The organism is Pseudomonas sp. NFACC05-1, assembly GCF_900100135.1.
GTDB classification, from domain to species: domain Bacteria; phylum Pseudomonadota; class Gammaproteobacteria; order Pseudomonadales; family Pseudomonadaceae; genus Aquipseudomonas; species Aquipseudomonas fluorescens_Q.
Map to the genome: position 1 here is coordinate 23,517 of NZ_FMTR01000025.1, position 21,989 is coordinate 45,505.

Genomic DNA, 21,989 nt, shown 5'->3' on the forward strand with positions numbered 1-21,989 from the left:
CGGGGCTCACGGCCATCACTGCACAGGCTGGCGATTATGGGCCGCACCGTGCACTGAAGGAAGCCACGACACGGCCCATTACCGCCACGTTTACGATTTCCCTACAACTTGGCGTGTCGCAAACCACCGCTGCGAGACTTGGCCATGGCCGCCAGGCGCACCGCGACATTGGCGGCGCCATAACCGACGTAGCCGTTCTTGCGCTGGATGATCTCGAAGAAAAACCGCCCTTCGAACGGCTCGGTGTAAACGTGGAACAGCTCGCCACCCTGGGCGTCACGGTCGTACAACACGTTGAAGTAGGCCAGCTCGCTGAGGAACTCATCGTCGAAATCGAAACGCGCCGCCAGGTCGTCGTAATAATTGAGCGGAATGTCCAGCAACGGTACGCCCGCCTCTTTGGCACGACTGACCTGAGCGAAGATGTCGTCGCAGTCGAAGGCGATGTGATGCACGCCGGAGCCGCGATAACTCGACAGCGCGTGTGAGATCGCGGTGTTGCGGTTCTCGGAAATGTTCAGCGGCAAGCGGATCGTACTGCAGCGGCTGCGCAGCGCACGGCTTTTTACCAAGCCATAAGGGTCGGGCAGGACGACTTCGTCGTCGGCCTCGAAATCCAGCAGGCTCTTGTAGAACAGTACCCAACTGTCGAGGCTGTCGGCCGGCAGCGCCATCGCCATGTGGTCGATGCGCTTGAGCCCGGCCCCAATGACCGCGCCCGGCTGCAGATTGAAATCAGTGCCGTAGACATCCGCCTGCTGGTCCACCAGATAGATCAGGCTGCCATCCGGTGCGCGCACCGCCGCCAGCTCCAGTTCATTGGGGCCTACCAACCCACGATAGGGCTGGCCTTTGTAGGCCACGGCCCGCTCCAGGGCGCTGGCGCTGTCTTTTACCCGCACGGCGGTGGCGCACAACGACGGCCCATGGGCTTCGAAAAAGCTGTGGGCAAAGGAATACGGTTCGCTGTTGAGAATCAGGTTGATATCGCCCTGGCGCAACAGGCTGACATTCTTGGAACGATGCTGGCCGGCCTTGACGAACCCCAGCCGCTCCAGCCAATGGGACAGCTTGGCGCCGAGGCTATCGTCCACGGCAAACTCAAGGAATTCGATGCCGTCGTATTCGCTGGCCGGCGGCGTGGCGAACAGGATGTCGGTATTGCGCATGGAGGGCGCTTCTGCAGCCAGGCGCTGGCGGGTCTTCTCCTCCAGGTACAGCAGCGAGCGCAGACCATCGGCGGCATTGGCCCGTGGCGGCGCGGCGCGGAAACCGTCGTTGAAGATTTCCAGCGACAGCGGTCCGGTGTAGCCACTCTTGATGATCGGCGCCAGGAAACCCGGCAAGTCGAACTCGCCCTGGCCCGGGAAACAACGGAAATGCCGGCTCCATTCCAGGACGTCCATGGCCAGGATCGGCGCGTCGGCCATTTGCACGAAGAAAATCTTGTCGCCGGGAATCTCGGCGATCGCGCTCGGATCGCCCTTGAGGGACAAGGTGTGGAAGCTGTCGAGCAACACCCCGAGGCTTGGGTGATCGGCCTGACGCACGATGTTCCAGACCTGTTGATAAGTATTCACGTGCCGCCCCCAGGCCAGCGCTTCATAACCGATACGCAAGCCGCGTGCGCCAGCGCGTTCGGCCAGCAGGCGCAGGTCATCGATGAGAATCCGTTCATCGCCGACGCTATCGGCCGAGGCATTGCTGCACACCAGCACCAGGTCGGTGCCCAGTTCCTGCATCAGGTCGAACTTGCGTTCGGCCCGCTCCAGGTTGCGCGACAGGCGATCGCGGCGGCAGCCCTCGAAGTCACGAAACGGTTGGAACAAGGTGATGGCGATGCCCAGGTCGGCGCACATCTGCCTGATTTCCCGAGGGCTGCCATCGTAATAGAGAAGGTCGTTCTCGAAGATTTCCACCCCGTCAAAACCGGCGGCGGCAATGGCTTCGAGTTTTTCCGGCAGGGTACCGCTCAACGACACGGTGGCAATGGAACGCTGCATGACTTCGGCTCCCGGGACAGGCATCGGCTACAAAAGGTGCGCCGCTTTTTAAAGAGTCAGCCGATTATTGAGCTGCCGGTTTCTTTCAGCAATTCAATATGTACCATCCGGTTAGTTTTTTGGGCGATTATCGAACAAAATGCCGATCGCCGAATTGACGATTTTTTGCTCACTGCGCACCATCGCTCCCCACATCGACGCAAGCCCTGATCGCCGACGTCGATGGACAGACCCAGACCGACCATAAGAATTTCAAAAACGGGTACACGCTATGATTCCTTCCCAAAGTTCCCGCCTGGCCACTGGCCTGAGTGCCTCCACCGGCGGCGTCGGAGACAAGATCCGCGGCGCCATGACCGTGGGCAAGACCCGTTGGGGCATGCTCGCCCTGGTGTTTTTCGCCACCACCCTGAACTACATCGACCGCGCCGCCCTGGGCGTCATGCAGCCGATCCTGGCCAAGGAGATGAGCTGGACGGCGATGGATTACGCCAACATCAACTTCTGGTTCCAGGTCGGTTATGCCGTCGGTTTCGTGTTGCAGGGGCGGCTGATCGACCGGATCGGCGTCAAGCGCGTGTTCTTTTGCGCCGTGCTGCTCTGGAGCCTGGCGACCGGCGCCCACGGCCTGGCCACCTCGGCGGTGGGCTTCATGGTCTGCCGCTTCATCCTCGGCCTCACCGAAGCCGCCAACTACCCGGCCTGCGTGAAGACCACACGACTGTGGTTCCCGGCGGGCGAACGGGCCGTAGCCACCGGTATCTTCAACGCCGGGACCAATGTCGGCGCGATGTTCACCCCGATGCTGTTGCCGCTGGTCCTGCACGTGTGGGGCTGGCAGGCCGCGTTCCTGTGCATGGCAGCGCTCGGCGGGATCTGGCTGGTGTTCTGGGGCCTGAAATACTTCAACCCCGAAGACCATCCCACCGTCAAACAATCGGAGCTGGACTACATCCAGGCCCAGGACGAACCGGACCAGGTCCGCGTACCGTTCTCACGCATCCTGCGCATGCGCGGCACCTGGGCGTTCGCCCTGGCCTACTCGATCACCGCGCCGGTGTTCTGGTTCTATCTCTATTGGTTGCCGCCGTTCCTGAACCAGCAGTACAACCTGGGCATCAACGTGACCCAGATGGGCATCCCGTTGATCATCATCTACCTCACCGCCGACTTCGGCAGCGTGGGCGGCGGGATCCTGTCTTCGTTCCTGATCGGCCGCGGCCTCGATCCGATCAAGGCGCGCCTGGTGTCCATGCTGCTGTTCGCCTGCTGCATCATCGGCGTGATCATGGCCGCCGGCGCAAGCAACCTGTGGATGGCAGTGTTCGCCATTTCCCTGGCCATCGGCGCGCACCAGGCCTGGACCGCCAACATCTGGAGCCTGGTCATGGACTACACGCCCAAGCACATGATGAGCACGGTGTTCGGCTTCGGCGGCATGTGCGCGGCCATCGGCGGGATGTTCATGACCCAGCTAGTGGGTCACATCCTCACCGTGACCAACAATAACTACACCGTGCTGTTCACCCTGATCCCGGCGATGTACTTCATTGCCCTGACTTGGCTGTACTTCATGGCGCCGCGCAAGGTGCCGACCCTGGAAAACTGATACGGCTGGAGAAGACCTGTGGCGAGGGAGCTTGCTCCCGCTCGATTGCGCAGCAATCGCCTGAAAGCGGGGGCTGCTTCGCAGCCCAGCGGGAGCAAGCTCCCTCGCCACAGTGGACTGTGCTAGCCACAGGGGACTGGGCTGGCCACAAAGGGTTCTGTGGGGCGGTCACTTGCGCCGCTGTTGCCACGCCGCCGCCAACCCACTCAAGCAGATCAGGGCGATGCCCACCACGGTGGTCAGCGTCGGCGTATGGCTGAAAAACAACCAGCCCAGCAGCCCGGCAAACACGATCTGGCAGTACCCGAACGGCGCGAGCAGCGCCGGGGCGGCAAAGCGGAAGGCCTGGGTCAGCATCAGGTGCGCCGTCATCCCGCAGGCGCCCAGCGCCAGCATCATCGCTCCGTGCAACAGGCTCGGCACTTGCCAGAAGAACGGCACCAACGCGCTCATCACCAAGGTGTTGCACAGGCCGGCGAAGAAGTTGCTGGTGGTCGGGCTGTCGATCTCGCTGAGCTTTCGCGTGAGCAGTTGGTAGAAACAGAAGAACAGCGCCGAACAGAACGGCAATATCACCGCCGGGGTGAACAGATCCCCGCCCGGATGGACGATGATCAATACCCCGATAAAGCCGAAGATCACTGCGATCCATTGCCCGCGTGTCACGTGTTCGCCCAGCAATGGCACCGACAACGCGGTGACCAGCACAGGCGCGAGAAAGTTGACCGCCGTCGCCTCGGCCAGCGGGATATACAACAGCGCCGTGGTGAAGAACAGACTGGTGCCCAGCAGGCACAGCGCCCGGCCCAGTTGCCACAAAGGCCGCTTGGTCCGCAGCACCCGCAACCCCGAGCGCGGCAGGAAAATACCCGCCATCAACAATGTGTGCACCACGTAACGTGCCCAGACCACCATGATGATCGGGTAGAAACCCGAGAGATATTTCGACAAGGCGTCATGACTGGAGAACAGAAACGTCGCCACCAGAATAAGCAGGATGCCCTTGAAAGCCTGATTGACACCGGAAAGCGGAGTGCTGACGGTCATGTAGGAATCCTGCGTTGCGTGATGTGGGGTGCAAGGCTTGCCTGTGGCGGACGAGACCGCATTCAGCTGAACAATTCCGAGGCCTGGCTGGCTTGCGATAACTCCTCGGCAAACGCCAGCAAGGTCGGTGCCAGCTCATGCAACCGCGCCCGCGTCATCCGTGCGCTGGGGCCGGCAACACTCAACACGCCGATGACCCGGCCGTCCAATGGATGACGGACCACAGCGGCAATGGCCGACGTGCCGATCGCCGAGCTTTCCTCGACACAGGCATAGCCGTGTTCGCGGGCCTGGTGCAGGTACTGGAGCAGTTCAGCCGGGCTGCGTGGCGCGTTTGGCCCGGCGTCCTCCGGCACTTGCACGGCCTGGCGCGCCACCAGCGCCAACGCCTCGGCGTCACTCATGCAAGCCAGCCAGGCATGGCCCGATGCGGTATAGGACAACGGCGTCTCACGCCCCATGTCCGGGTCGTAGCGCAAGCCGGAACGGGCCCCCTGAGATTTGGCGATCCAGGTCTGGCACTCCCCTTCGATGACACCCAGGCGCACCAGTTCACCCGTTTCCTGTGCCAGGCGATCGAGCACTGGCTGGACGATGTCGGCACCGCTTCGCGACAGATAACGAAAGCCCATGGCGACCAGGCGGGTCGACAAGTGATAACGCAGGTTCTCGGGATTCTGGCGCACATAGCCCAGGCGCATCAGTTCGGCGAGCAAACGGTGGGTGGCACTCTTGGGAATCTGCAACTGTTCGGCCAAGCCTAACAGCGGCCAGCCGCGAGGGTCGCTGGCGAGGCTTTCCAGCACATTGAAAACCCGTTCGATTTGACTGCCGGCCATGGGCGATCCAAAGGTAAGTTCGGCGATTCTAGAATATGCAAAGTGTAATGCAAATTCTGGAACCGGTGCGCCATTCATTCATGCCCTGATGAACCAAACCCCGCGCCGGTTGCCTGAAAGCTCAGGCATCACGCGCATCCTGACGCCTCAAAAGCTAGACTCACCGCAACGGCAGTACAGTGACACCCCGGTCAATCAGAGGAACGCCCACATGTTATGGAAAAAAGGTCGCCGCAGTGACAACGTGGTGGACGCTCGCGGTGACGGTGGGGACGGTGGGGACGGTGGCGGGATGCGTTTCGGCGGCGGCAAGGGCTTGAGCCTGACGGCCGTCCTCCTGATCGTCGGCATCGGCTGGATCACCGGCCAGGACCCAATGCAGATTCTCGGGCAACTGGCCGGGCAGATGGATCAATCCGCACCCACCTCTTCACAGACCCGCCAGGCACCGCCGGCCAACGATGAACAGGCCGAGTTCGTGCGCTCGATCCTCGGCGATACCGAAGACACCTGGGGCCAGGTGTTCCAGCAGGCCGGACGCCAGTACCAACAACCGAAACTGGTGTTGTTCAGCGGTCGAGTCAACTCGGCCTGCGGCCTGGCCTCGTCGGCGACCGGTCCGTTCTATTGCCCGGCAGACCGCCAGGTCTACCTGGACATGAGTTTCTTCAAGGAAATGTCCCAACGCTTCGCCGCCGCCGGGGACTTCGCCCAGGCCTACGTCATTGCCCACGAAGTCGGACACCATGTGCAGACGCTGCTCGGCGTGTCGGCGAAAATCCAGGAAGCGCGCCAGCAAGGCCGGCAGATGGAGGGCGATGGTGGCTTGTTGGTACGCCAGGAATTGCAGGCCGATTGCCTGGCTGGTGTATGGGCCAACCATGCGCAAAAACGCCTGAACTGGCTTGAGCCGGGAGACATCGAGGAAGCCTTGAACGCCGCCAATGCCATCGGCGATGACCGCTTGCAGCAACAAGGCCAGGGCCGCGTGGTGCCGGACTCCTTCACCCACGGCACGTCGGCGCAGCGAGTGCGCTGGTTCAAGACCGGGTTCGCCCAGGGCCAGGTCAGCCAGTGCGACACGTTCGCGGCGAAAACCCTGTAGATGAAGTGGGGGACGTTGGTCGGGCTGGTGCTGTGCTGCGCCGTTGCCCAGGCCGAGGAACACGGCGTCAACGTGGTCGCCCAAGGGCGACTGCAGTTCAACGGCGGCGCCATGGCCGTCGGCGTAAGCCCACCGCCAGCGTCCATCCAGCGCGTGTTGATCATCCTCCACGGTCGGCTGCGCAATGCCGACACCTACCTGCACAGCGCGGAAAAGGCCGCCGGGCAGGCCGGGCAACTGGGTACCACCCTGATCATCGCCCCGCAGTTTCTCAACGAACAGGACGTGGCGCGCCATCAACTGCCCAATGACCTCCTGCGCTGGCAAGGCAACGACTGGATGGCCGGAGGCTTATCCACAGGGCCCCATCCAATCAGTTCCTTCCAGGTACTCGACGACATCGTTGCGCGAGTCAGTGACCGACAGCAGTTTCCCGAAGTGAAAGAGATCGTCATCGCCGGCCATTCCGGCGGCGCCCAGGTCGTGCAGCGCTATGCCCTGCTCGCCCACGGCCAATACCGGGTCAGCCCACGTTTTGTCATTGCCAACCCGTCGTCCTATGCCTACTTCGATGCGCAACGGCCCATGGCTTTCGACCCTGCCGGTTGCCCTGGCTTCAATCATTGGAAGTACGGCCTGCAGAACTTGCCAGCCTACGCGGCGGGGCAAACACCCGCGCAACTGGAAGATAACTACGTCAAGCGCGACATCGTCTATTTGCTCGGACAACAAGACACCGACCCGGAACATCCAGCGCTGGATAAAGGCTGCGAAGCACAAACCCAGGGGCCGTATCGGTTACTGCGCGGGCATTTCTTTTTTGACTACCTGACCCGGCGTCATCCCGAGGGGTTGAACCAGCGGCTGATCGAAGTGCCGGGGGTTGGGCATAACGGGGATGGGATGTTGACTTCGCCTGAGGGGCTGAAGGTGTTGTTTGGGCAGTAAGTTTTGTCGCGAATGACTGGGGCTTATCACGAGCAAGCTCGCGATAGCGATCGTTCAGTCAACCCAGCGCTCAAGCCAACAGCATCCGCCGCAACTCCCCACAATCGCGCGCATGCCAATCCGTCAGCTCCGGCCACGGGTTATCCGGCAAGTTCACCAACACCGTCCGCGCCCCCGCCGCACGCCCGCAGTCCAGGTCAAAGCGGTAATCGCCCACCATCACCATCGCCTCGGGCGCCACGCTCCAGGCCTCGGCCAACTTCAACAGGCCACCGGGGTGGGGCTTGGGCGGTGCTTCGTCGCGGCCCAGCACATCCTCCACGGCGAAACAGTCCGCCAGGCCGATGGCTTCGAGGGTGACGTGGGCCAGCTCGCGGGCGTTACGGGTGAGGATGCCCAGGCGATAACCGCGCCCAGCCAGCTCCCGCACCAGCTCAACCGCCCCCGGCGCTGGCCTGGAGCCCAGCGCCAGGTCCCGTTCATGCTCCAGCAGCCAAGCATGCTTGGCTGCTGCCTCATCCGCCGGTAACGCGGCCAGGTGGGTCAGGATGTCGTCTTCGGCCGGAATCGCCAGGGCCACGCGAATCGCCGCGAAGTCATGCACGGCGATCGTCAGCGTGCCATCCATGTCGAACACCCAGTGACGAATCTCGGCCAGGCTCATGCCCAGTCCTTGCGATGGCGAATCAGGCCTTCCTGGGTGACCGAGGCCACCAGTTGTCCGGCGCGGTTGAACACGCTGCCACGGGAGAACCCGCGGGAGTTGCCGGCCCACGGGCTGTCCATGGCATAGAGCAACCAGTCATCGGCGCGCAGGTCGGCATGGAACCACAAGGCATGATCGAGGCTGGCGACCTGCATGTCTTTGTGCCACACCGATTTGCCGTGGGGCAGCAGCGAAGTGGTCAACAGGCCGAAGTCCGACGCGTAGGCCAGCAGGTATTTGTGCAAGGCCGGCGAATCCGCCAGGGCGCCATCGGCACGGAACCACACGTACTTCACCGGGTCGGCCGGTTGCGGGTTGTAAGGGTCTTTTTCGGTGACAGGGCGAACCTCGATCGGCTTGGGGCACAGCAGTTTTTCGCGCATGTGCTCAGGCAGCAAGTGCGCACGTTGCTGGGTCAGTTCCAGCTCGGACGGCAGGTTCTCCGGCCCGACGACTTGCGGCATGCTGCTCTGGTGCTCGAAGCCCTCTTCGTCGTACTGGAACGAGGCACTGCAAGTGAAAATCGGGTTGCCCTTCTGGATCGCCGTCACCCGGCGCGTGCTGAAACTGCCACCGTCACGCACCCGGTCCACCTGGTAGACCACCGGCAACGCCGCGTCGCCCGGACGCAGGAAATAACCGTGCATCGAATGCACATGGCGCGCCTCTTCCACGGTCTGGCTGGCCGCCGACAACGACTGGCCCAGGACCTGGCCGCCGAACAACTGGCGAAACCCCAGGTCCTGGCTACGCCCGCGAAACAGGTTCTCTTCGATCGGTTCCAGGGTCAGCAGGTCGACCAGATCTTCCAACACGTGGCTCATTCAGACTTTCCTCACACAGCGCAAAAACCGCGCAGTCTATGCTGCGGCGGCGGATCGATAGTGGCCCGGGCCATTTGGCGGGCATTGTAAACGTCCGTGTCGGCTAACCGTGCAGGGTCTGTAGCCACTGCTCACGATTGATGCGATAGAGCACATGGTGACGCAATGGATGACCGACCGCGAGTGTCGGGTGTTCGAAATCGTCAGCCGGATCATGCTGCATGCCAATGGCCTGCATGACCTTTTGCGACGGCAAGTTATCCACGGCGGTGAACGCCACCACTTCGTCCAGCTTCAACTGGTCGAAGGCACAACGCAGGGCGGTCCACGCCGCCTCGCTGGCATACCCCAGGCCCCAGTGCTCCCGGGCCAGGCGCCAGCCAATTTCGATGGCCGGTGTGAAAGGCGCATCGAACCCGACCACACCCAGCCCGGTGAAGCCAATGAAAGCGCCAGTGTCCTTGCGCTCCAGGGCCCACAAACCAAAACCATGCTCGGCGAAATGCCCTCGCACGCGGCCAATCAGGGCGGCGCTTTCCAGGCGGCTCAGGCGCGCCGGGAAATACCGCATCACCTGCGGGTCGGCGCACATGGCGGCAAATTCCGGCAAATCATCATCGCGCCACTGCCGCAACAGCAGCCGTGCGCTTTCCAGTTGCAGTATCGGCTCCATTTTCACTCCCCTTCCATGCCCCAGAGTCTACATCGCTGGTAGGATCCGTCACTCAATCACCGCTGAAAACACCATGCCACTGCCGCTGATCTATCACGAAGACTACAGCCCCGAGTTCCCGCCGGACCATCGCTTCCCCATGGACAAGTTTCGCCTGTTGCGCGATCACCTGGTGGACAGCGGCCTGACCCGCGATGCGGATCTGCTGCGCCCGTCGCTATGTCCCCCGGACATCCTCGCCCTGGCCCACGACCGCGCTTATATCGAACGCTACATGGGCGGCGAGTTGTCTCGTGAAGACCAACGGCGACTCGGCCTGCCCTGGAGCGAAGCCCTGGCCCGCCGAACGGTTCGCGCCGTGGGCGGCTCACTCCTGGCGGCCGAGCAGGCCCTTGAGCACGGGCTGGCCTGTCATTTGGCCGGCGGCACCCATCACGCCCATTACGACCACCCGGCCGGTTTTTGCATTTTCAATGACCTGGCGGTGATCAGCCGGTATTTCCTGGCCAGCGGCCGAGTTTCGCGGGTGCTTATTTTCGACTGCGATGTGCATCAGGGCGACGGTACTGCCCGAATACTCCATGACACCCCGGACGCCGTGACAGTATCCCTGCACTGCGAAAAGAATTTTCCTGCACGCAAGGCCCAAAGCGATTGGGACATTCCCCTGCCGATGGGCATGGAAGATGGCGCTTATCTGAAGGTGGTGGACGATGCGCTCAACTACCTGCTGCCGCTCTACCAGCCCGACCTGGTGCTGTACGACGCCGGTGTCGATGTGCACAAGGACGACGCCCTCGGTTATCTGAAGCTGACCGATGCAGGCCTCGCCGCCCGGGACGAAAGCGTCATGCGCCATTGCCTGGGGCGCGACATCCCGGTGGTCGGCGTGATCGGCGGCGGCTACAGCAAGGACCGCCAGGCCCTGGCCCGCCGCCACGGGATCCTGCACCACAGCGCACAAAAGGTCTGGGCGTCATCAGGTTGTCATTGAAGTCTGGGCGCGTTACCCACAATGCCTGTGGAGCGGCCTGTGGATAACCTGAGTGAAATGGCCTACAGGCTATGTCGCTTATAGCGTGCGAACGCTTGGCTATTTTTTGATCACCACCGCTCCCGCAGGAGTTTGTGCTGATAGAATGCGCCGCTTATTCCACAGCCCCACAATTAGCCATGACCCAAGCCGCCAAGCCCTCCACCCCAAACGTCACCATCATCGGCGGCGGCCCCGCCGGCCTGATGGCGGCCGAGGTGTTGAGCCAGGCCGGGATCCAGGTCGACCTGTACGACGGGATGCCATCTGTAGGCAGGAAGTTTCTGCTGGCCGGTGTCGGCGGTATGAACATCACCCACTCGGAAGCTTTTCCGGCCTTTCTGTCCCGTTACGCCGAACGCGCGCCGAACCTCGCCCCCTTGCTGCGGGCCTTCGGCGCGGATGAGTTGTGCACATGGATTCACGGGCTGGGCATCGACACCTTCGTCGGCAGCTCCGGACGGGTATTTCCTACCGACATGAAAGCAGCCCCGCTGCTGCGCGCCTGGCTCAAGCGCCTGCGCGATGCCGGCGTGACGATTCACACCCGCCATCGCTGGCTTGGCTGGCACCCCGACGGCAGCCTGAGGATCGCAGCGCCAGAGGGCGAAAAAACCCTGCAACCTGATGCGACGTTGCTGGCGCTGGGCGGCGGCAGTTGGTCACGGCTGGGCTCCGATGGCGCCTGGATGTTGCCATTGGAACAGCGCGGTGTAGTCCTTGCGCCTTTGCAACCGAGCAATTGCGGATTCGAAGTGCAGGCCTGGAGCGATCTGATGGTCAGCAAATTCGCAGGCGCCCCGCTGAAAAACATCGCCATCGGCCTGAACGACGATGTACCGCGCCTCGGCGAATGCGTGATCACCGCCACCGGCATCGAAGGCAGCCTGATCTACGCCCTGTCGGCAGCGATTCGCGAAGCCATCAACCAACACGGCAGCGCGACCATTCATCTGGATCTGCTGCCAGGCCGACCTGTGGATAAAATCCAGCAAGCCCTGAGCAAGCCTCGCGGCTCGCGCTCGATGGCCAAGCACTTGCACAGCCAGTTGGGGATCGACGGGGTCAAGGCTGCGCTGTTGCGTGAACTCACGCCAGCTGATTGCTTTGCTGAGCCGGCGCGGCTGGCCCAGGCGATCAAGGCCTTGCCATTGTCCCTGGTGAAAACCCGCCCGTTGGATGAAGCCATCAGCAGCGCCGGTGGCGTGACCTTCGAAGCCCTGGACGAACGCCTGATGCTCAAGCAGATACCCGGCGTTTTCTGCGCCGGGGAAATGCTCGACTGGGAAGCGCCCACCGGCGGCTACCTGCTCACGGCCTGTTTTGCCAGTGGCCGGGCGGCGGGGTTGGGGATGAAGGAGTTTCTGCGAAACAGCTGCAAGCTATAAGCTGCAAGCTGCAAGCAAACCGCTTCTAACTTGCAGCTTAAGACTGGCAGCTGCCCCCTAAGGCTTGCGCTTACGCGGCCCGGTATTGAACACCGGTACTTTGCGCACCGGCTTGACCGAAGGCTCCACAGGCGAGGAGTCGCCGCTGTCCACCCACTTGCCCAGGTTGCGCTTGCCGCCGCCACCGGAGGTTTTCGGTTTCTTCGGCTTTTTCGGTTTCTTGATCACCTGGCCGCTGGCATCGGTGTCGGGCACACGGTGCTCAGGCTCGAAGTCTTGTTCCATCTGGCGAGGCAACGTCTGACGGGTCAACATCTCGATGGCTGACAGCAAATTCACTTCATCGGCGCAGACCAGGGAGATTGCCTGCCCTGTAGCGCCCGCCCGGCCGGTACGGCCGATACGGTGGATGTAGTCCTCGGCCACGATCGGCAGGTCGAAGTTCACCACCAACGGCAAATCTTCGATATCCAAGCCACGGGCAGCGACGTCGGTCGCCACCAGGATCTGCACTTCGCTGGCCTTGAAGCGGTCCAGTGCGCGCTGGCGGGTGGCCTGGGGTTTGTCACCGTGGATGCCGTCGGCGTTGACGCCCAGGCCCTGGAGTTTTTCCACCAGCGCATCGACGCCGTTGCGGGTCTTGGCAAAAACCAGCACCTGCTTCCACTTGTGCTTGCGCATCAAGTGCACGAACAGTTCCGGCTTGCGCTTCTTGTCCACCGTCACCACCCATTGCTTGACGGTGTTGGCGGCGACGTTGCGCGGGCTCACTTCAATGCTCAGCGGATCGTTGAGCATCTGCCCAGCCAGCAGGCGGATCGCGTCGGAGAAGGTCGCCGAGAACAGCAGCGTCTGGCGCTTCTTCGGCAGGGCCTTGTAGATATTCGCCAGCTCCTCGGAGAAGCCCAGATCGAGCATGCGGTCGGCTTCGTCCAGCACCAGGGTCTGCAACTGGTTGAACTTCAGCGCATTCTGACGGAACAGGTCGAGCAGACGCCCTGGCGTGGCGACCAGCAGGTCGACGCCTTTGCGCAACTTCATCATCTGCGGGTTGATGCTGACACCGCCGTACACGGCGTAGGTGCTCAGCGGCAGGTTTTGCGCGTACTGACGCACGCTTTCATGGACCTGCTCGGCCAGCTCACGGGTCGGCACCAGGATCAGCGCTCGCACCGAGTTGGCCGCGACCTTCGGTCCTTCGGTGGTTAGCAACTGCAGCAGCGGCACGGCGAAACCGGCGGTCTTGCCGGTGCCTGTCTGGGCCGCGGCCATCAAGTCGCGACCGGCCAGCACCGCCGGCATGGCTTGGGCCTGCACTGGGGTCGGGGTCTGGTAACCGAGCGTCTCGAGGGCGCGCAGCAAGGGTTCGATCAGGCCAAGAGTGGCGAAAGTCATGGAAGTACCGTAGGAAAAATCAGCGCATGGTGTGCAATGCGCGGCAGTTTACCCTAAATCAGGAAGCGGCCGGCGCAGGCTTGGGTTTGCGCCACTGCGGCAAACCGATCAACACCACGGCACTGATGATCACCAACATCGCCACACTTTCTTCAGCGCCAATGGTTTCACCCGCGAACACGATCCCCAGCAACACCGCCACGGCTGGGTTGACGTAGGCATAACTGGTGGCCGCCGCCGGGCGCACATGTTTGAGCAGGTACATGTAGGCATTGAAGGCAACGATCGAGCCGAAGCAGGTCAGGTAAGCCAAGGCAAACCAACCTTCCAGCGGCGGCATACTGTCCAGGTGCTCGCCGCTGGCCACACTGCCGATCAACAGCACCACACCGCCTACCAGCATTTCCACGGCACTGGCCATCGCCCCTGCCGGCAACGGCAAGTGTTTGCTCAGCACCGAACCGAAGGCCCAGGAGGCCGCCGCGAATACCAGCAAGGTCGCACCCAACGGGCTGGACTGCAGATTGGAGCCCAGGTTGAGCATCGCGATGCCAATCAACCCCAGTACAATGCCCGCCCATTCCAGACGCGTGTTACGCGCGCCCCAGAAATATCCGCAGAGCAAGGTAAACAAAGGCACCGTCGCCACGGCCAACGCCGCCACCCCGGACGCCACGCCCGTGTGCTCGGCCACACTGACCGCGCCGTTACCGAAACTGAGCAACAGCACGCCGATGATAGCCCCGGCCTTCCATTGCGCCCAGGTCGGTGCCGGTGCCCCGCGCCAGCGCAGGAAGCCATACATCAGCGAACCGGCCAGCACAAAACGAATCCCGGCCAGCAACAGCGGCGGCCAATGCTCCACACCGATGCGAATCACCAGGTAGGTCGAACCCCAGATGACGTACAAGGCAAAAAAGGCAGCAATCAATGGCAAGGGAAAACGGCGTGGGCCAGGCATGTTCAGCTCGAAGTCAGGACAATGAGAGTCGCTATTCTAGAAAGGCGACAGACGGAAAATAAGTTACAAAACCTGTTTATCCCACCCATACACTTTTCAAAACATGGAGATTGGCGCTATAAACCGCGCTTTCGAAAGTCACGTCACTTGGAAGCCAATACATGGATAAATACGACCGCATGCTGCTCGCCGCCCTGCTGGAAAACGGTCGTGCGTCCTACGCCGAACTGGCCCGCAAAGTGAACCTGTCAGCCCCGGCCGTGGCCGAGCGGGTCAGCAAACTGGAAGCCAGCGGCGTCATCACCGGTTATCAAGCCAAAGTCGACATGGCGAAGATCGGCCTGCCGGTACAGTGCGTCATCGAATTGCGGATGAACCAGCACGGCAACCAGAAGACCTACGACGAACTGTGCAAGATCCCGCAACTGACCGAGTGCCATCGGGTGACAGGCGACCCGTGCGTGATCATGCAAGCGGCGGTGGGCTCGATGCCGGAACTGGAAGAACTGATCAACCGCATCGCCAAGTTCGGCTTCAGCAAGACTTCGATCGTGCTGTCCAGCGCCATTGAAAAGCGTGTGCCGTTGGGGCAGTTGGAAGGCAATGGGAAATAACCGTCAACCTTGACCAGATCATTCCCACGCTCTGCGCGGGAATGCAGCCCAGGACGCTCCGCGTCCCATCAAGCGCCGAACGCAGAGCGTCCGTTGAGGCATTCCCACGCGGAGCATGGGAATGATCAAACTGTGGAGCAAGCCCGCTCCCACAGTTGGTTGTGGTGTGTTTAGAACCCGCGATGGCGCTTGAGGTGCTCATTGATTTTCGCCGCCGGCACTTTCTGCAGACTGCACAGCAGATCATGGGACAACTCCCGCAGCCCATGCTTTTGCCGCAATTCCGAAGCCAGGTGCGCGGTGAGGTTGGCGGCCATTTCGGCATCGGCCATGGCGCGGTGAGCCTGGCCGGTATGGGGCAGGCCGGCGAAAGCGTTGAGCGTGCCGAGCTTGTGGTTCGGCGCCGCCGGCATCAGGCGCCGGGCCAGCAACAGCGAGCAGGCAAAATTCTGCAGGCGGGTGCGCTTGATCCGTCCCAGTTCAAAGTCCCAGAATTTCTGATCGAACGCGGCGTTGTGGGCCAGCAGCGGCGTGATGCCAACGAATTCGTTGACCTCGTTCATCACTTTTTCCGCCGACGGGGCGCTGCGCAGCATGGCGTTGCTGATGCCGGTCAATTGCTCGATAAACGCAGGGACGCGCACACCGGCATTCATCAGGCTCTGGTAGCGGTCGACGATCCGGCCTTGCTCGAGCATCACCACCGCGATTTCAGTGGCCCGGCAACTGCTGCTCGGGGTGATGCCGGTGGTTTCAAAGTCGATGACTGCGATGCGTTCCAAACCTTTTGAACTCCGTGAAAATCAATTCTTGAGCAGCAACGCGCCTTCGATCGGCACGTAGCGGCTGGCGGCGCGGATCAGCGAGTTGGCGGTCAGACCCGGCACGCCATAGGCCACGGCCTGCACGCCGTGCTTGGTGATGATGCGTTCGAGCAACATGTCGAAATCGCCGTCGCCGGAGGCCAGCACCACTTCGTCGACGTGGTCGGCGGCGTCCATGATGTCCAGCGTGATGCCCACGTCCCAGTCCCCCTTGGCCGAGCCGTCGCTGCGCTGGATATAAGGCTTGAGCTTCACGACAAAGCCCAGGTTGCGCAGGATCTGCTGGAATTGCTGCTGCTTGCTGTCACCGCGATCGATCGCGTAGGCATAGGCCTCGACGATCTGCCCCTGCTTGCTGACATCAGCCCACAGCGCGGCGTAGTTGAAATGGCAACCGTAGGCTTGGCGCACGGTGTAGTAGAGGTTCTGGACATCGGCGAACACTGCAATTTTTTTCACCGCGTTTCCTCTTGGATGCACACGCACACAGGCCACCAGGGCCGAAAAGTCGCCCAGTATGCCAGCCCGAAGGATTGTTCCGCGAATAATCGGCCCGAGGCGCCTGTGCGCCCCGGACGAATGGCAGGTCAGACGAAGGAGTCGTCGTCGCCGAAGGAAGATGAATCGTCACTGTAGTCCGCGTCGCTGAACCCGCCCTGGTCGTTGCCGTAGGTGTCGTTGTCAGCCACGCGCGGGTCATCGCCCCAACCGTTGCCTGCGGTATCGTTGACCGGTTGCGCCGGTTCTTCCTTGATGACCTCGACGATTTCCTGCGGTTGCTGGTTACTGTGAAACAGGCTGCTGATGCCTTGGGCCAGCATCACGCCGCCGGCCACGCCCGCCGCGGTTTTCAGGGCGCCGCCCAGGAAGCTGCCCGCTGCCGGGGCCTGCTGCTGCGGTGCGCCATAATTGCCGGGCGGCGCGCCGAAGCCCGGTTGGGGCTGGGCATTGAAGGACGGCTGCGCCGGTTCGCGCCAGCCTCCGCCACTGGATGTCGGTGCGCTTGTCGGGCGTGAGTCCCGGGCACTGCCACCAAAAATGCTCGACAGAAAGCCTCCGCCACCGCTGGGCGCCGATGGCTGGGAACGGGCCCGTTGCAGCTCGGCCTGCAATTGCTCGGTTTGCTGAGTGAGTTGCTTGTTCTGTTCATCAAGGCGCTTGATCGCGGCCTCCTGCACCAGAATCGCCTGGGCCATGAAATAGCCCGCCGCTGGCTGGCTGGCCAGGTGTTCCTTGATCCGCGCCTCGGCCTGGGCGTCGCGCGGGGCTGAATCCTTTTCGGCCTGTTGCAGCCGTGAAAACAGTCCATCGATCAGGGTTTGTTCTTCGCTGTTCATGGCGACCTCATTAGATTGCCGGGTAGAAACCATTCCGATCCCGAAGACCGGTGCCCATCAGTAATGGGGCTCGCCGTAAAGCTTTCAATGGTCTTTACCTGATGTTTACGTTTGCTTGTGCGGGCGCCTGATCGGTTAAAGTGTCGGACCGCTTTTGAACTGCGATACCGACTCATGAATCCGTTTGACGTGCTGCGCGACTCTTTGTATTTCTTCAAGCGCCATCTGGGCCGAATCGCCCAACTGTGCCTGCCGCTGGTCATACTCGAGGCGTTGCTGCAGCAAGGCGTGGACAGCGCCCTCGGCCCCGACGGCTTTCCCGGCTACAGCGTGATCGTCGGGCTGCTGGTGTACCCCTTGTACACCGCCGCGCTGATCCTGTTCCTCGACGCCCGCAGCCGCGGTGAAGCACCACGCACCCGTGACCTGCTCGCAACGGCCCTCACCCTGTGGCCACGCTTTGCCTTGCTGACGGCGCTCAACACGCTGTTGATCCTGGTGGGGCTGTCGCTGTATTTCCTGCCGGGCTTATGGCTAATGGTGACCCTGGCCTTCAGTGAATACCTGTTGGTCCTCAGGGGACTGCCTCCCCTGGCGGCGATGAAGGAAAGCCTGAACATGTCCCGCGGCAACTTCTGGCGGATCCTGCTGTGCATCCTCTGTGTGATGGGCCCGCTGTGGCTGCTCAAGGGGGTCAGCGTCTCGGTGTACCCGCCGCCCCAGAATCCTTTGCTCAGTTTGCTGATCGAAAGCGTTCACAGCTTCTTGCAACTGTTCACCAGCGTGGTGCTGTTCCGCATGTTCATGTTGATCGAAGCCAAGCCTGACAACCGCTGATCGCACACTGCGAAGGCCCTGGGCTTGGGCTTGAGAACCGCTCTCGGTTATGCTCGGGAGCACTTTCGCGTTTCGCCCATAAGCCGAGCCATGACCCGTCTACTGCGCTACACCTTGCTGGGCCTGCTGTTGATCCTCAGCCTGGCCGCCCTGTCGATCTACGGCCTGACCTGGCGGCCACAACCCCGGGAAACCTTGCCGGTCAGTTGCACCGCCAACGCAGCACCGCTGGTGCCCGGCCAGGCCTTGAAGGTGATGACCTGGAACGTGCAGTTCCTCGCCGGCAAACGCTACGTGTTCTGGCACGACCTGGCCCAGGGCAACGATGAAAGCCCGACCCTGGAAGACATGGCCTTCAGCCTCGACGAAGTGGCACGGGTCATCCGCGATGAGCAACCGGACGTCGTGCTGCTCCAGGAACTGGACAAGGGCGCCAAGGCCAGCGATTACCAGGACCAGCTCAAGCTGTTGCAGGAGCGGCTGGCTGACCTCTATCCGTGCGGCACCAGCACTTTCGACTGGAAGGCCGACTTCACCCCCGATCCACACATCTTCGGCAGCGTCGGCCGGCAACTGGCGACCCTGAGTCGCTACCGCATCGACCATGCCGAACGGGTACAACTGCCGGTGGCAGACGCCAACATCATCAGCCGTCAGTTCCAGCCCAAAAATGCCTTGTTGGTGAGCTATCTGTCGCTGAGCGGCGGCGGCCAACTGGCGGTGCTCAACACCCATCTGGAACGGGCCACCGAGCCGGACGAAACCCTGCCCAGACAAATCACCGCCGTGGCCAAGGCCTTGGATAAACTCGAATCCGCTGGCACACCCTGGCTGATCGGCGGCGACTTCAACCTGCTGCCCCTGGGCCAGTACCGGCGCCTGCCGTCCGAGCAACGCACGCCCTACTCCGCCGACAGCCCCTTGCACCTGTTGTGGGACAAATACCCGATGATCCCCACCAACAACGAGGCCAGCGGCATCGACCGCGCACACTGGCTGACCCACTACCCGAACGACCCCGGCCTCAACGGCCCCGACCGTACTGTCGACTACCTCTTCTACAGCCCGCGCATCAAGCGGGTCGAAGCCCAGGTGCGACAGGACGATACCTTGCGAATCTCCGATCACTTGCCGGTGATTGCACGGTTCCTATTGCCGGCTGCACCTTAGCAGGATTCACCTAAGCCCCCTGTGGTAGCCGAGCTTGCTCGCGATGGCGGCGGATCAGCAGCATTGTTATTGATTGACACACCGCTATCGCGAGCAAGCTCGGCTCCCACAGAATTTGTATTGCATACCCTGAATTGCCTCAGCTTATTTACGCGGCTTGACCCGCGCCGTCGCCTCCGCCACCAGCGGATCATCCGGCCAGTAGTGCTTGGGGTAGCGCCCCTTGAGGTCCTTCTTCACCTCGGCGTAGGTGCTGCGCCAGAAGTTCGCCAGGTCCTGGGTGACTTGCACCGGTCGGCGCGCCGGTGACAGCAGGTGCAGCTTGACCACCTGCCGCCCGCCAGCGATGCGTGGGGTGTCGGCCAGGCCGAAGAGCTCCTGCAAGCGCACCGCCAGGATCGGCGGATGCTCGCTGTAGTCCAGGCGGATCGACGACCCCGAAGGCACGCTCAAATGGTGCGGCGCCAGTTCATCCAAACGTTGCGGCAGGGGCCAGGGCAACAGGTTGTGAACGATGCTCGACAAGTCCAGGTTGGCAAAATGGCTGAGGCGCGAGACTCGGCCCAGATACGGCATCAACCAATGTTCGAGGCTGCCCAGCAACGCACTATCGCTGACATCCGGCCATTGGCTCTCGCCCTTGGCGTCCAGGTCCAGGCAACGCAGCAGCGCCACCCGCGCCTGCCATTGCCGCAGTTCCGGGGTCCAGGGCAATAATTCCAGGCCCTTGCGCCGCACCAGGTTCACCAGGGCCTGGCTACGGGCAGACTCATCCAGGCCAGTCAGCGGTTCGCGGCTGAGCACCAGTTCGCCAACCTTGCGCTGGCGCTCGGCGCGCAGCACGCCTTCGCGCTCATCCCAATCCAGTTGATCCACCGTGTGCACCTGCTCGGCCAATACCGAGTCGAACAGTGCCGGGTCGAAATCCGTCGCCAAGTAGATCCGTTCTTCCCGCTGCCCCTGGCGGCTGCCCAGGTCGGCGATCACCAGCCACGCTTGTTTCATCAGGCTGTCAGCCTCGGCAAACAACGCCGCACGGCCGTTGGCCAGGCGATATTCCGCGCCGCCGGGGCGGCGCTGCTGGGCGACGCGGTCCGGATAAGCCAACGCCAGCAGTGCACCGAGCCAGCGCGGGTGATCGGGATCGGCGACGGCTTCTTCGGCCTTGCCCCGCAGGTAACCGCGATATTGCCGGGCCAGTTGTCGCGCCCGCTGCACCCCGCCCTGGGCACCGCGCGCCGCGCGTTCTTCGCCGGACAGCAGCACCAGACGACTGTGCAAGTCCGCGCCGGCGCCGCGCAGAATATCGCGCTCGCCCAACAGTGCGGCGACGTTGCAGGCCATGTCCGCCAGCCCCAGCGCCTGACCGCGCAACAGCAGATGAGCGATACGCGGATGGGCCGGCAGCTCGGCCATGGCCTGGCCGTGGCGGGTCAGTTGCTCGCCCTCCAGCGCGCCGAGGCGTTGCAGCAGATCCTGGGCCTGGGCATAGGCGGCGGTGGGCGGGATGTCGAGCCAGACCAATTGCGCCGGCGTCACGCCCCAGCGCCCCAACTGCAGGGCCAATCCGGCCAGATCCGCCGACAGAATCTCCGCGCTGCCATAGGCGGCCAATTGTTCATGCTGGTCTTCGGACCACAATCGATAGCAGACACCAGGCTCCAGACGCCCGGCCCGACCGGCCCGCTGGGTGGCGCTGGCTCGGGAAATGCGCTGGGTGTCGAGCCGGGTCATGCCGCTGCCCGGGTCGAAACGCGGCACCCGGGCCAGTCCGGCGTCGATCACCACTCGCACGCCATTGATGGTCAGGCTGGTTTCGGCGATGTTGGTGGCCAGTACCACTTTGCGCTGGCCGGGCGGCGCGGGGTCGATGGCAGCGCGCTGAGCGGCGAGGTCCAGTTCACCGTGCAGCGGACAGAGCAACACATTGCCGCCCTCGCCCAAGGCCTCGGCCAGTTGCTGATGGACCCGGCGAATCTCCGCCTGCCCGGGCAAGAACACCAAGACGCTGCCGGTTTCATCGTGCAGTGCTTCCAGCACGGTCTGCACCAGCCGCGGCTCGACGAACTCGCCGGGCTGGAACGGCCGCCCCCAACGCACCGTCACCGGGAACATGCGGCCTTCGCTGCGCAGGATTGGCGCATTGTCCAGCAACCCGGCCAGGCGCTCACCTTCCAGGGTGGCGGACATCAGCAGGATCTTCAGTGGCAGGTCTTCGCGAAACAGCTCCCGACCGTTGAGGCTCAAGGCCAGGGCCAGGTCGGCGTCGAGACTGCGCTCATGGAATTCATCGAAAATCAGCAGCCCTACGCCTTCCAGCGCCGGGTCGTCCTGCAAGCGCCGGGTGAGGATGCCTTCGGTGACCACTTCAATGCGGGTCTTGGGGCCGACCTTGCTGTCGAGGCGAATCCGGTAGCCGACGGTTTCACCGACCTTTTCCTTAAGCTCGCTGGCCAGTCGCTCGGCCGCCGCCCGTGCCGCCAGGCGCCGGGGTTCGAGCATCAGGATGGTCTGCCCGGCCAGCCAGGGCTCGTTCAGCAAGGCCAGGGGAACACGGGTGGTTTTACCGGCACCAGGCGGCGCTTCGAGCACGGCTTCGTGGCGCGATGCCAAGGCTTGACGCAGGGCGGGTAAAACTTCATCAATCGGCAAAGAAATCATGCTGGCTCCAAAACA

At 62.7% G+C, this 21,989-nt stretch carries 20 protein-coding genes; 8 read left to right on the top strand and 12 right to left on the bottom strand.

The features are described from left to right. Positions 1–101: 101 nt before the first annotated feature. Positions 102–2,003: a 3-dehydroshikimate dehydratase QuiC gene (gene quiC, locus BLO97_RS25590; protein ID WP_063324269.1), complete on the bottom strand. Its 1,902-nt coding sequence runs from the start codon at positions 2,001–2,003 to the stop codon at positions 102–104. A 271-nt stretch (positions 2,004–2,274) separates the two neighbouring features. On the opposite strand from quiC, the gene BLO97_RS25595 reads away from it, so the two are divergent. Next, the gene (locus tag BLO97_RS25595; RefSeq protein WP_092149915.1) at positions 2,275–3,612 is read left to right on the top strand and encodes an MFS transporter; all 1,338 of its coding nucleotides are present in this window, start codon (positions 2,275–2,277) and stop codon (positions 3,610–3,612) included. Between the two features lie 168 nt (positions 3,613–3,780). On the opposite strand, the gene BLO97_RS25600 is transcribed toward BLO97_RS25595, so the two are convergent. Both BLO97_RS25600 and BLO97_RS25605 read right to left on the bottom strand, forming a co-directional pair. Beyond that, entirely contained in the window at positions 3,781–4,659 is an 879-nt protein-coding gene (locus tag BLO97_RS25600) for a DMT family transporter (protein ID WP_092224967.1), read from the bottom strand. A 62-nt stretch (positions 4,660–4,721) separates the two neighbouring features. Further along, a complete protein-coding gene (locus BLO97_RS25605) occupies positions 4,722–5,498 on the bottom strand; it encodes an IclR family transcriptional regulator (protein WP_072348468.1) in 777 nt (258 codons plus the stop codon). Between the two features lie 211 nt (positions 5,499–5,709). On the opposite strand from BLO97_RS25605, the gene BLO97_RS25610 reads away from it, so the two are divergent. Continuing rightward, positions 5,710–6,603: a KPN_02809 family neutral zinc metallopeptidase gene (locus BLO97_RS25610; RefSeq protein WP_092348854.1), complete on the top strand. Its 894-nt coding sequence runs from the start codon at positions 5,710–5,712 to the stop codon at positions 6,601–6,603. Continuing rightward, on the top strand, positions 6,604–7,551 hold the full coding sequence (locus BLO97_RS25615) for an alpha/beta hydrolase (RefSeq protein ID WP_092348857.1): 948 nt from the start codon (positions 6,604–6,606) through the stop codon (positions 7,549–7,551). It abuts the gene before it with no gap. 70 nt (positions 7,552–7,621) lie between these two features. Here BLO97_RS25615 and BLO97_RS25620 read toward each other — a convergent pair whose 3' ends face one another. The 3 genes from BLO97_RS25620 to BLO97_RS25630 form a co-directional block, all read right to left on the bottom strand. Beyond that, entirely contained in the window at positions 7,622–8,215 is a 594-nt protein-coding gene (locus tag BLO97_RS25620) for an HAD family hydrolase (RefSeq protein WP_092149927.1), read from the bottom strand. After that, positions 8,212–9,081, bottom strand: a complete 870-nt coding sequence (gene tesB, locus BLO97_RS25625; RefSeq protein ID WP_003205823.1) for an acyl-CoA thioesterase II — start codon at positions 9,079–9,081, stop codon at positions 8,212–8,214. Before tesB ends, BLO97_RS25620 begins: the two co-directional genes overlap by 4 nt. A gap of 103 nt (positions 9,082–9,184) precedes the next feature. After that, complete coding sequence (locus tag BLO97_RS25630; RefSeq protein ID WP_092348860.1) at positions 9,185–9,754, bottom strand: GNAT family N-acetyltransferase; 570 nt, start codon at positions 9,752–9,754, stop codon at positions 9,185–9,187. 73 nt (positions 9,755–9,827) lie between these two features. On the opposite strand from BLO97_RS25630, the gene BLO97_RS25635 reads away from it, so the two are divergent. Next, positions 9,828–10,748, top strand: a complete 921-nt coding sequence (locus tag BLO97_RS25635) for a histone deacetylase family protein (protein ID WP_092348863.1) — start codon at positions 9,828–9,830, stop codon at positions 10,746–10,748. Between the two features lie 179 nt (positions 10,749–10,927). After that, complete coding sequence (locus tag BLO97_RS25640; protein ID WP_092348866.1) at positions 10,928–12,175, top strand: TIGR03862 family flavoprotein; 1,248 nt, start codon at positions 10,928–10,930, stop codon at positions 12,173–12,175. 57 nt (positions 12,176–12,232) lie between these two features. Here the strand turns inward: BLO97_RS25640 and BLO97_RS25645 are convergent, their stop codons facing one another. Further along, on the bottom strand, positions 12,233–13,570 hold the full coding sequence (locus BLO97_RS25645) for an RNA helicase RhlE1 (protein WP_092348869.1): 1,338 nt from the start codon (positions 13,568–13,570) through the stop codon (positions 12,233–12,235). A 58-nt stretch (positions 13,571–13,628) separates the two neighbouring features. Then, positions 13,629–14,531: a drug/metabolite exporter YedA gene (yedA, locus tag BLO97_RS25650; RefSeq protein ID WP_092224979.1), complete on the bottom strand. Its 903-nt coding sequence runs from the start codon at positions 14,529–14,531 to the stop codon at positions 13,629–13,631. A 161-nt stretch (positions 14,532–14,692) separates the two neighbouring features. Here yedA and BLO97_RS25655 point away from each other — a divergent pair, with 161 nt between their 5' ends. Beyond that, entirely contained in the window at positions 14,693–15,145 is a 453-nt protein-coding gene (locus tag BLO97_RS25655) for an Lrp/AsnC family transcriptional regulator (protein WP_025215612.1), read from the top strand. Positions 15,146–15,315: 170 nt separating this feature from the next. Here the strand turns inward: BLO97_RS25655 and BLO97_RS25660 are convergent, their stop codons facing one another. The 3 genes from BLO97_RS25660 to BLO97_RS25670 form a co-directional block, all read right to left on the bottom strand. Beyond that, a complete protein-coding gene (locus BLO97_RS25660) occupies positions 15,316–15,927 on the bottom strand; it encodes a 3'-5' exonuclease (RefSeq protein ID WP_053189903.1) in 612 nt (203 codons plus the stop codon). A gap of 21 nt (positions 15,928–15,948) precedes the next feature. After that, positions 15,949–16,428 (bottom strand): LabA-like NYN domain-containing protein, encoded by a 480-nt coding sequence (locus BLO97_RS25665; protein WP_063324258.1) that lies wholly within the window; start codon positions 16,426–16,428, stop codon positions 15,949–15,951. Positions 16,429–16,556: 128 nt separating this feature from the next. Next, positions 16,557–17,306 carry a DUF2076 domain-containing protein gene (locus BLO97_RS25670; RefSeq protein WP_092348872.1) on the bottom strand — a complete coding sequence of 250 codons (750 nt, stop codon included), beginning with the start codon at positions 17,304–17,306 and terminating at the stop codon, positions 16,557–16,559. Between the two features lie 174 nt (positions 17,307–17,480). On the opposite strand from BLO97_RS25670, the gene BLO97_RS25675 reads away from it, so the two are divergent. Further along, positions 17,481–18,143 carry a YciC family protein gene (locus tag BLO97_RS25675; RefSeq protein WP_092149951.1) on the top strand — a complete coding sequence of 221 codons (663 nt, stop codon included), beginning with the start codon at positions 17,481–17,483 and terminating at the stop codon, positions 18,141–18,143. A gap of 90 nt (positions 18,144–18,233) precedes the next feature. After that, positions 18,234–19,313, top strand: coding sequence for an endonuclease/exonuclease/phosphatase family protein (locus BLO97_RS25680; RefSeq protein WP_092348875.1), 1,080 nt, complete (start codon positions 18,234–18,236; stop codon positions 19,311–19,313). Positions 19,314–19,457: 144 nt separating this feature from the next. On the opposite strand, the gene hrpB is transcribed toward BLO97_RS25680, so the two are convergent. Then, positions 19,458–21,974, bottom strand: a complete 2,517-nt coding sequence (hrpB, locus tag BLO97_RS25685; RefSeq protein ID WP_092348878.1) for an ATP-dependent helicase HrpB — start codon at positions 21,972–21,974, stop codon at positions 19,458–19,460. Between the last annotated feature and the right edge of the window lie 15 nt (positions 21,975–21,989).

Coding starts and splice junctions, on each gene's coding strand:
- BLO97_RS25610 (WP_092348854.1), top strand. CDS start 5,710: ATGTTATGGAAAAAAGGTCGCCGCAGTGACAACGTGGTGGACGCTCGC.
- hrpB (WP_092348878.1), bottom strand. CDS start 21,974: ATGATTTCTTTGCCGATTGATGAAGTTTTACCCGCCCTGCGTCAAGCC.
- quiC (WP_063324269.1), bottom strand. CDS start 2,003: ATGCAGCGTTCCATTGCCACCGTGTCGTTGAGCGGTACCCTGCCGGAA.
- BLO97_RS25600 (WP_092224967.1), bottom strand. CDS start 4,659: ATGACCGTCAGCACTCCGCTTTCCGGTGTCAATCAGGCTTTCAAGGGC.
- tesB (WP_003205823.1), bottom strand. CDS start 9,081: ATGAGCCACGTGTTGGAAGATCTGGTCGACCTGCTGACCCTGGAACCG.
- BLO97_RS25635 (WP_092348863.1), top strand. CDS start 9,828: ATGCCACTGCCGCTGATCTATCACGAAGACTACAGCCCCGAGTTCCCG.
- BLO97_RS25595 (WP_092149915.1), top strand. CDS start 2,275: ATGATTCCTTCCCAAAGTTCCCGCCTGGCCACTGGCCTGAGTGCCTCC.
- yedA (WP_092224979.1), bottom strand. CDS start 14,531: ATGCCTGGCCCACGCCGTTTTCCCTTGCCATTGATTGCTGCCTTTTTT.
- BLO97_RS25675 (WP_092149951.1), top strand. CDS start 17,481: ATGAATCCGTTTGACGTGCTGCGCGACTCTTTGTATTTCTTCAAGCGC.
- BLO97_RS25640 (WP_092348866.1), top strand. CDS start 10,928: ATGACCCAAGCCGCCAAGCCCTCCACCCCAAACGTCACCATCATCGGC.
- BLO97_RS25680 (WP_092348875.1), top strand. CDS start 18,234: ATGACCCGTCTACTGCGCTACACCTTGCTGGGCCTGCTGTTGATCCTC.
- BLO97_RS25655 (WP_025215612.1), top strand. CDS start 14,693: ATGGATAAATACGACCGCATGCTGCTCGCCGCCCTGCTGGAAAACGGT.
- BLO97_RS25615 (WP_092348857.1), top strand. CDS start 6,604: ATGAAGTGGGGGACGTTGGTCGGGCTGGTGCTGTGCTGCGCCGTTGCC.
- BLO97_RS25645 (WP_092348869.1), bottom strand. CDS start 13,570: ATGACTTTCGCCACTCTTGGCCTGATCGAACCCTTGCTGCGCGCCCTC.
- BLO97_RS25620 (WP_092149927.1), bottom strand. CDS start 8,215: ATGAGCCTGGCCGAGATTCGTCACTGGGTGTTCGACATGGATGGCACG.
- BLO97_RS25670 (WP_092348872.1), bottom strand. CDS start 17,306: ATGAACAGCGAAGAACAAACCCTGATCGATGGACTGTTTTCACGGCTG.
- BLO97_RS25630 (WP_092348860.1), bottom strand. CDS start 9,754: ATGGAGCCGATACTGCAACTGGAAAGCGCACGGCTGCTGTTGCGGCAG.
- BLO97_RS25605 (WP_072348468.1), bottom strand. CDS start 5,498: ATGGCCGGCAGTCAAATCGAACGGGTTTTCAATGTGCTGGAAAGCCTC.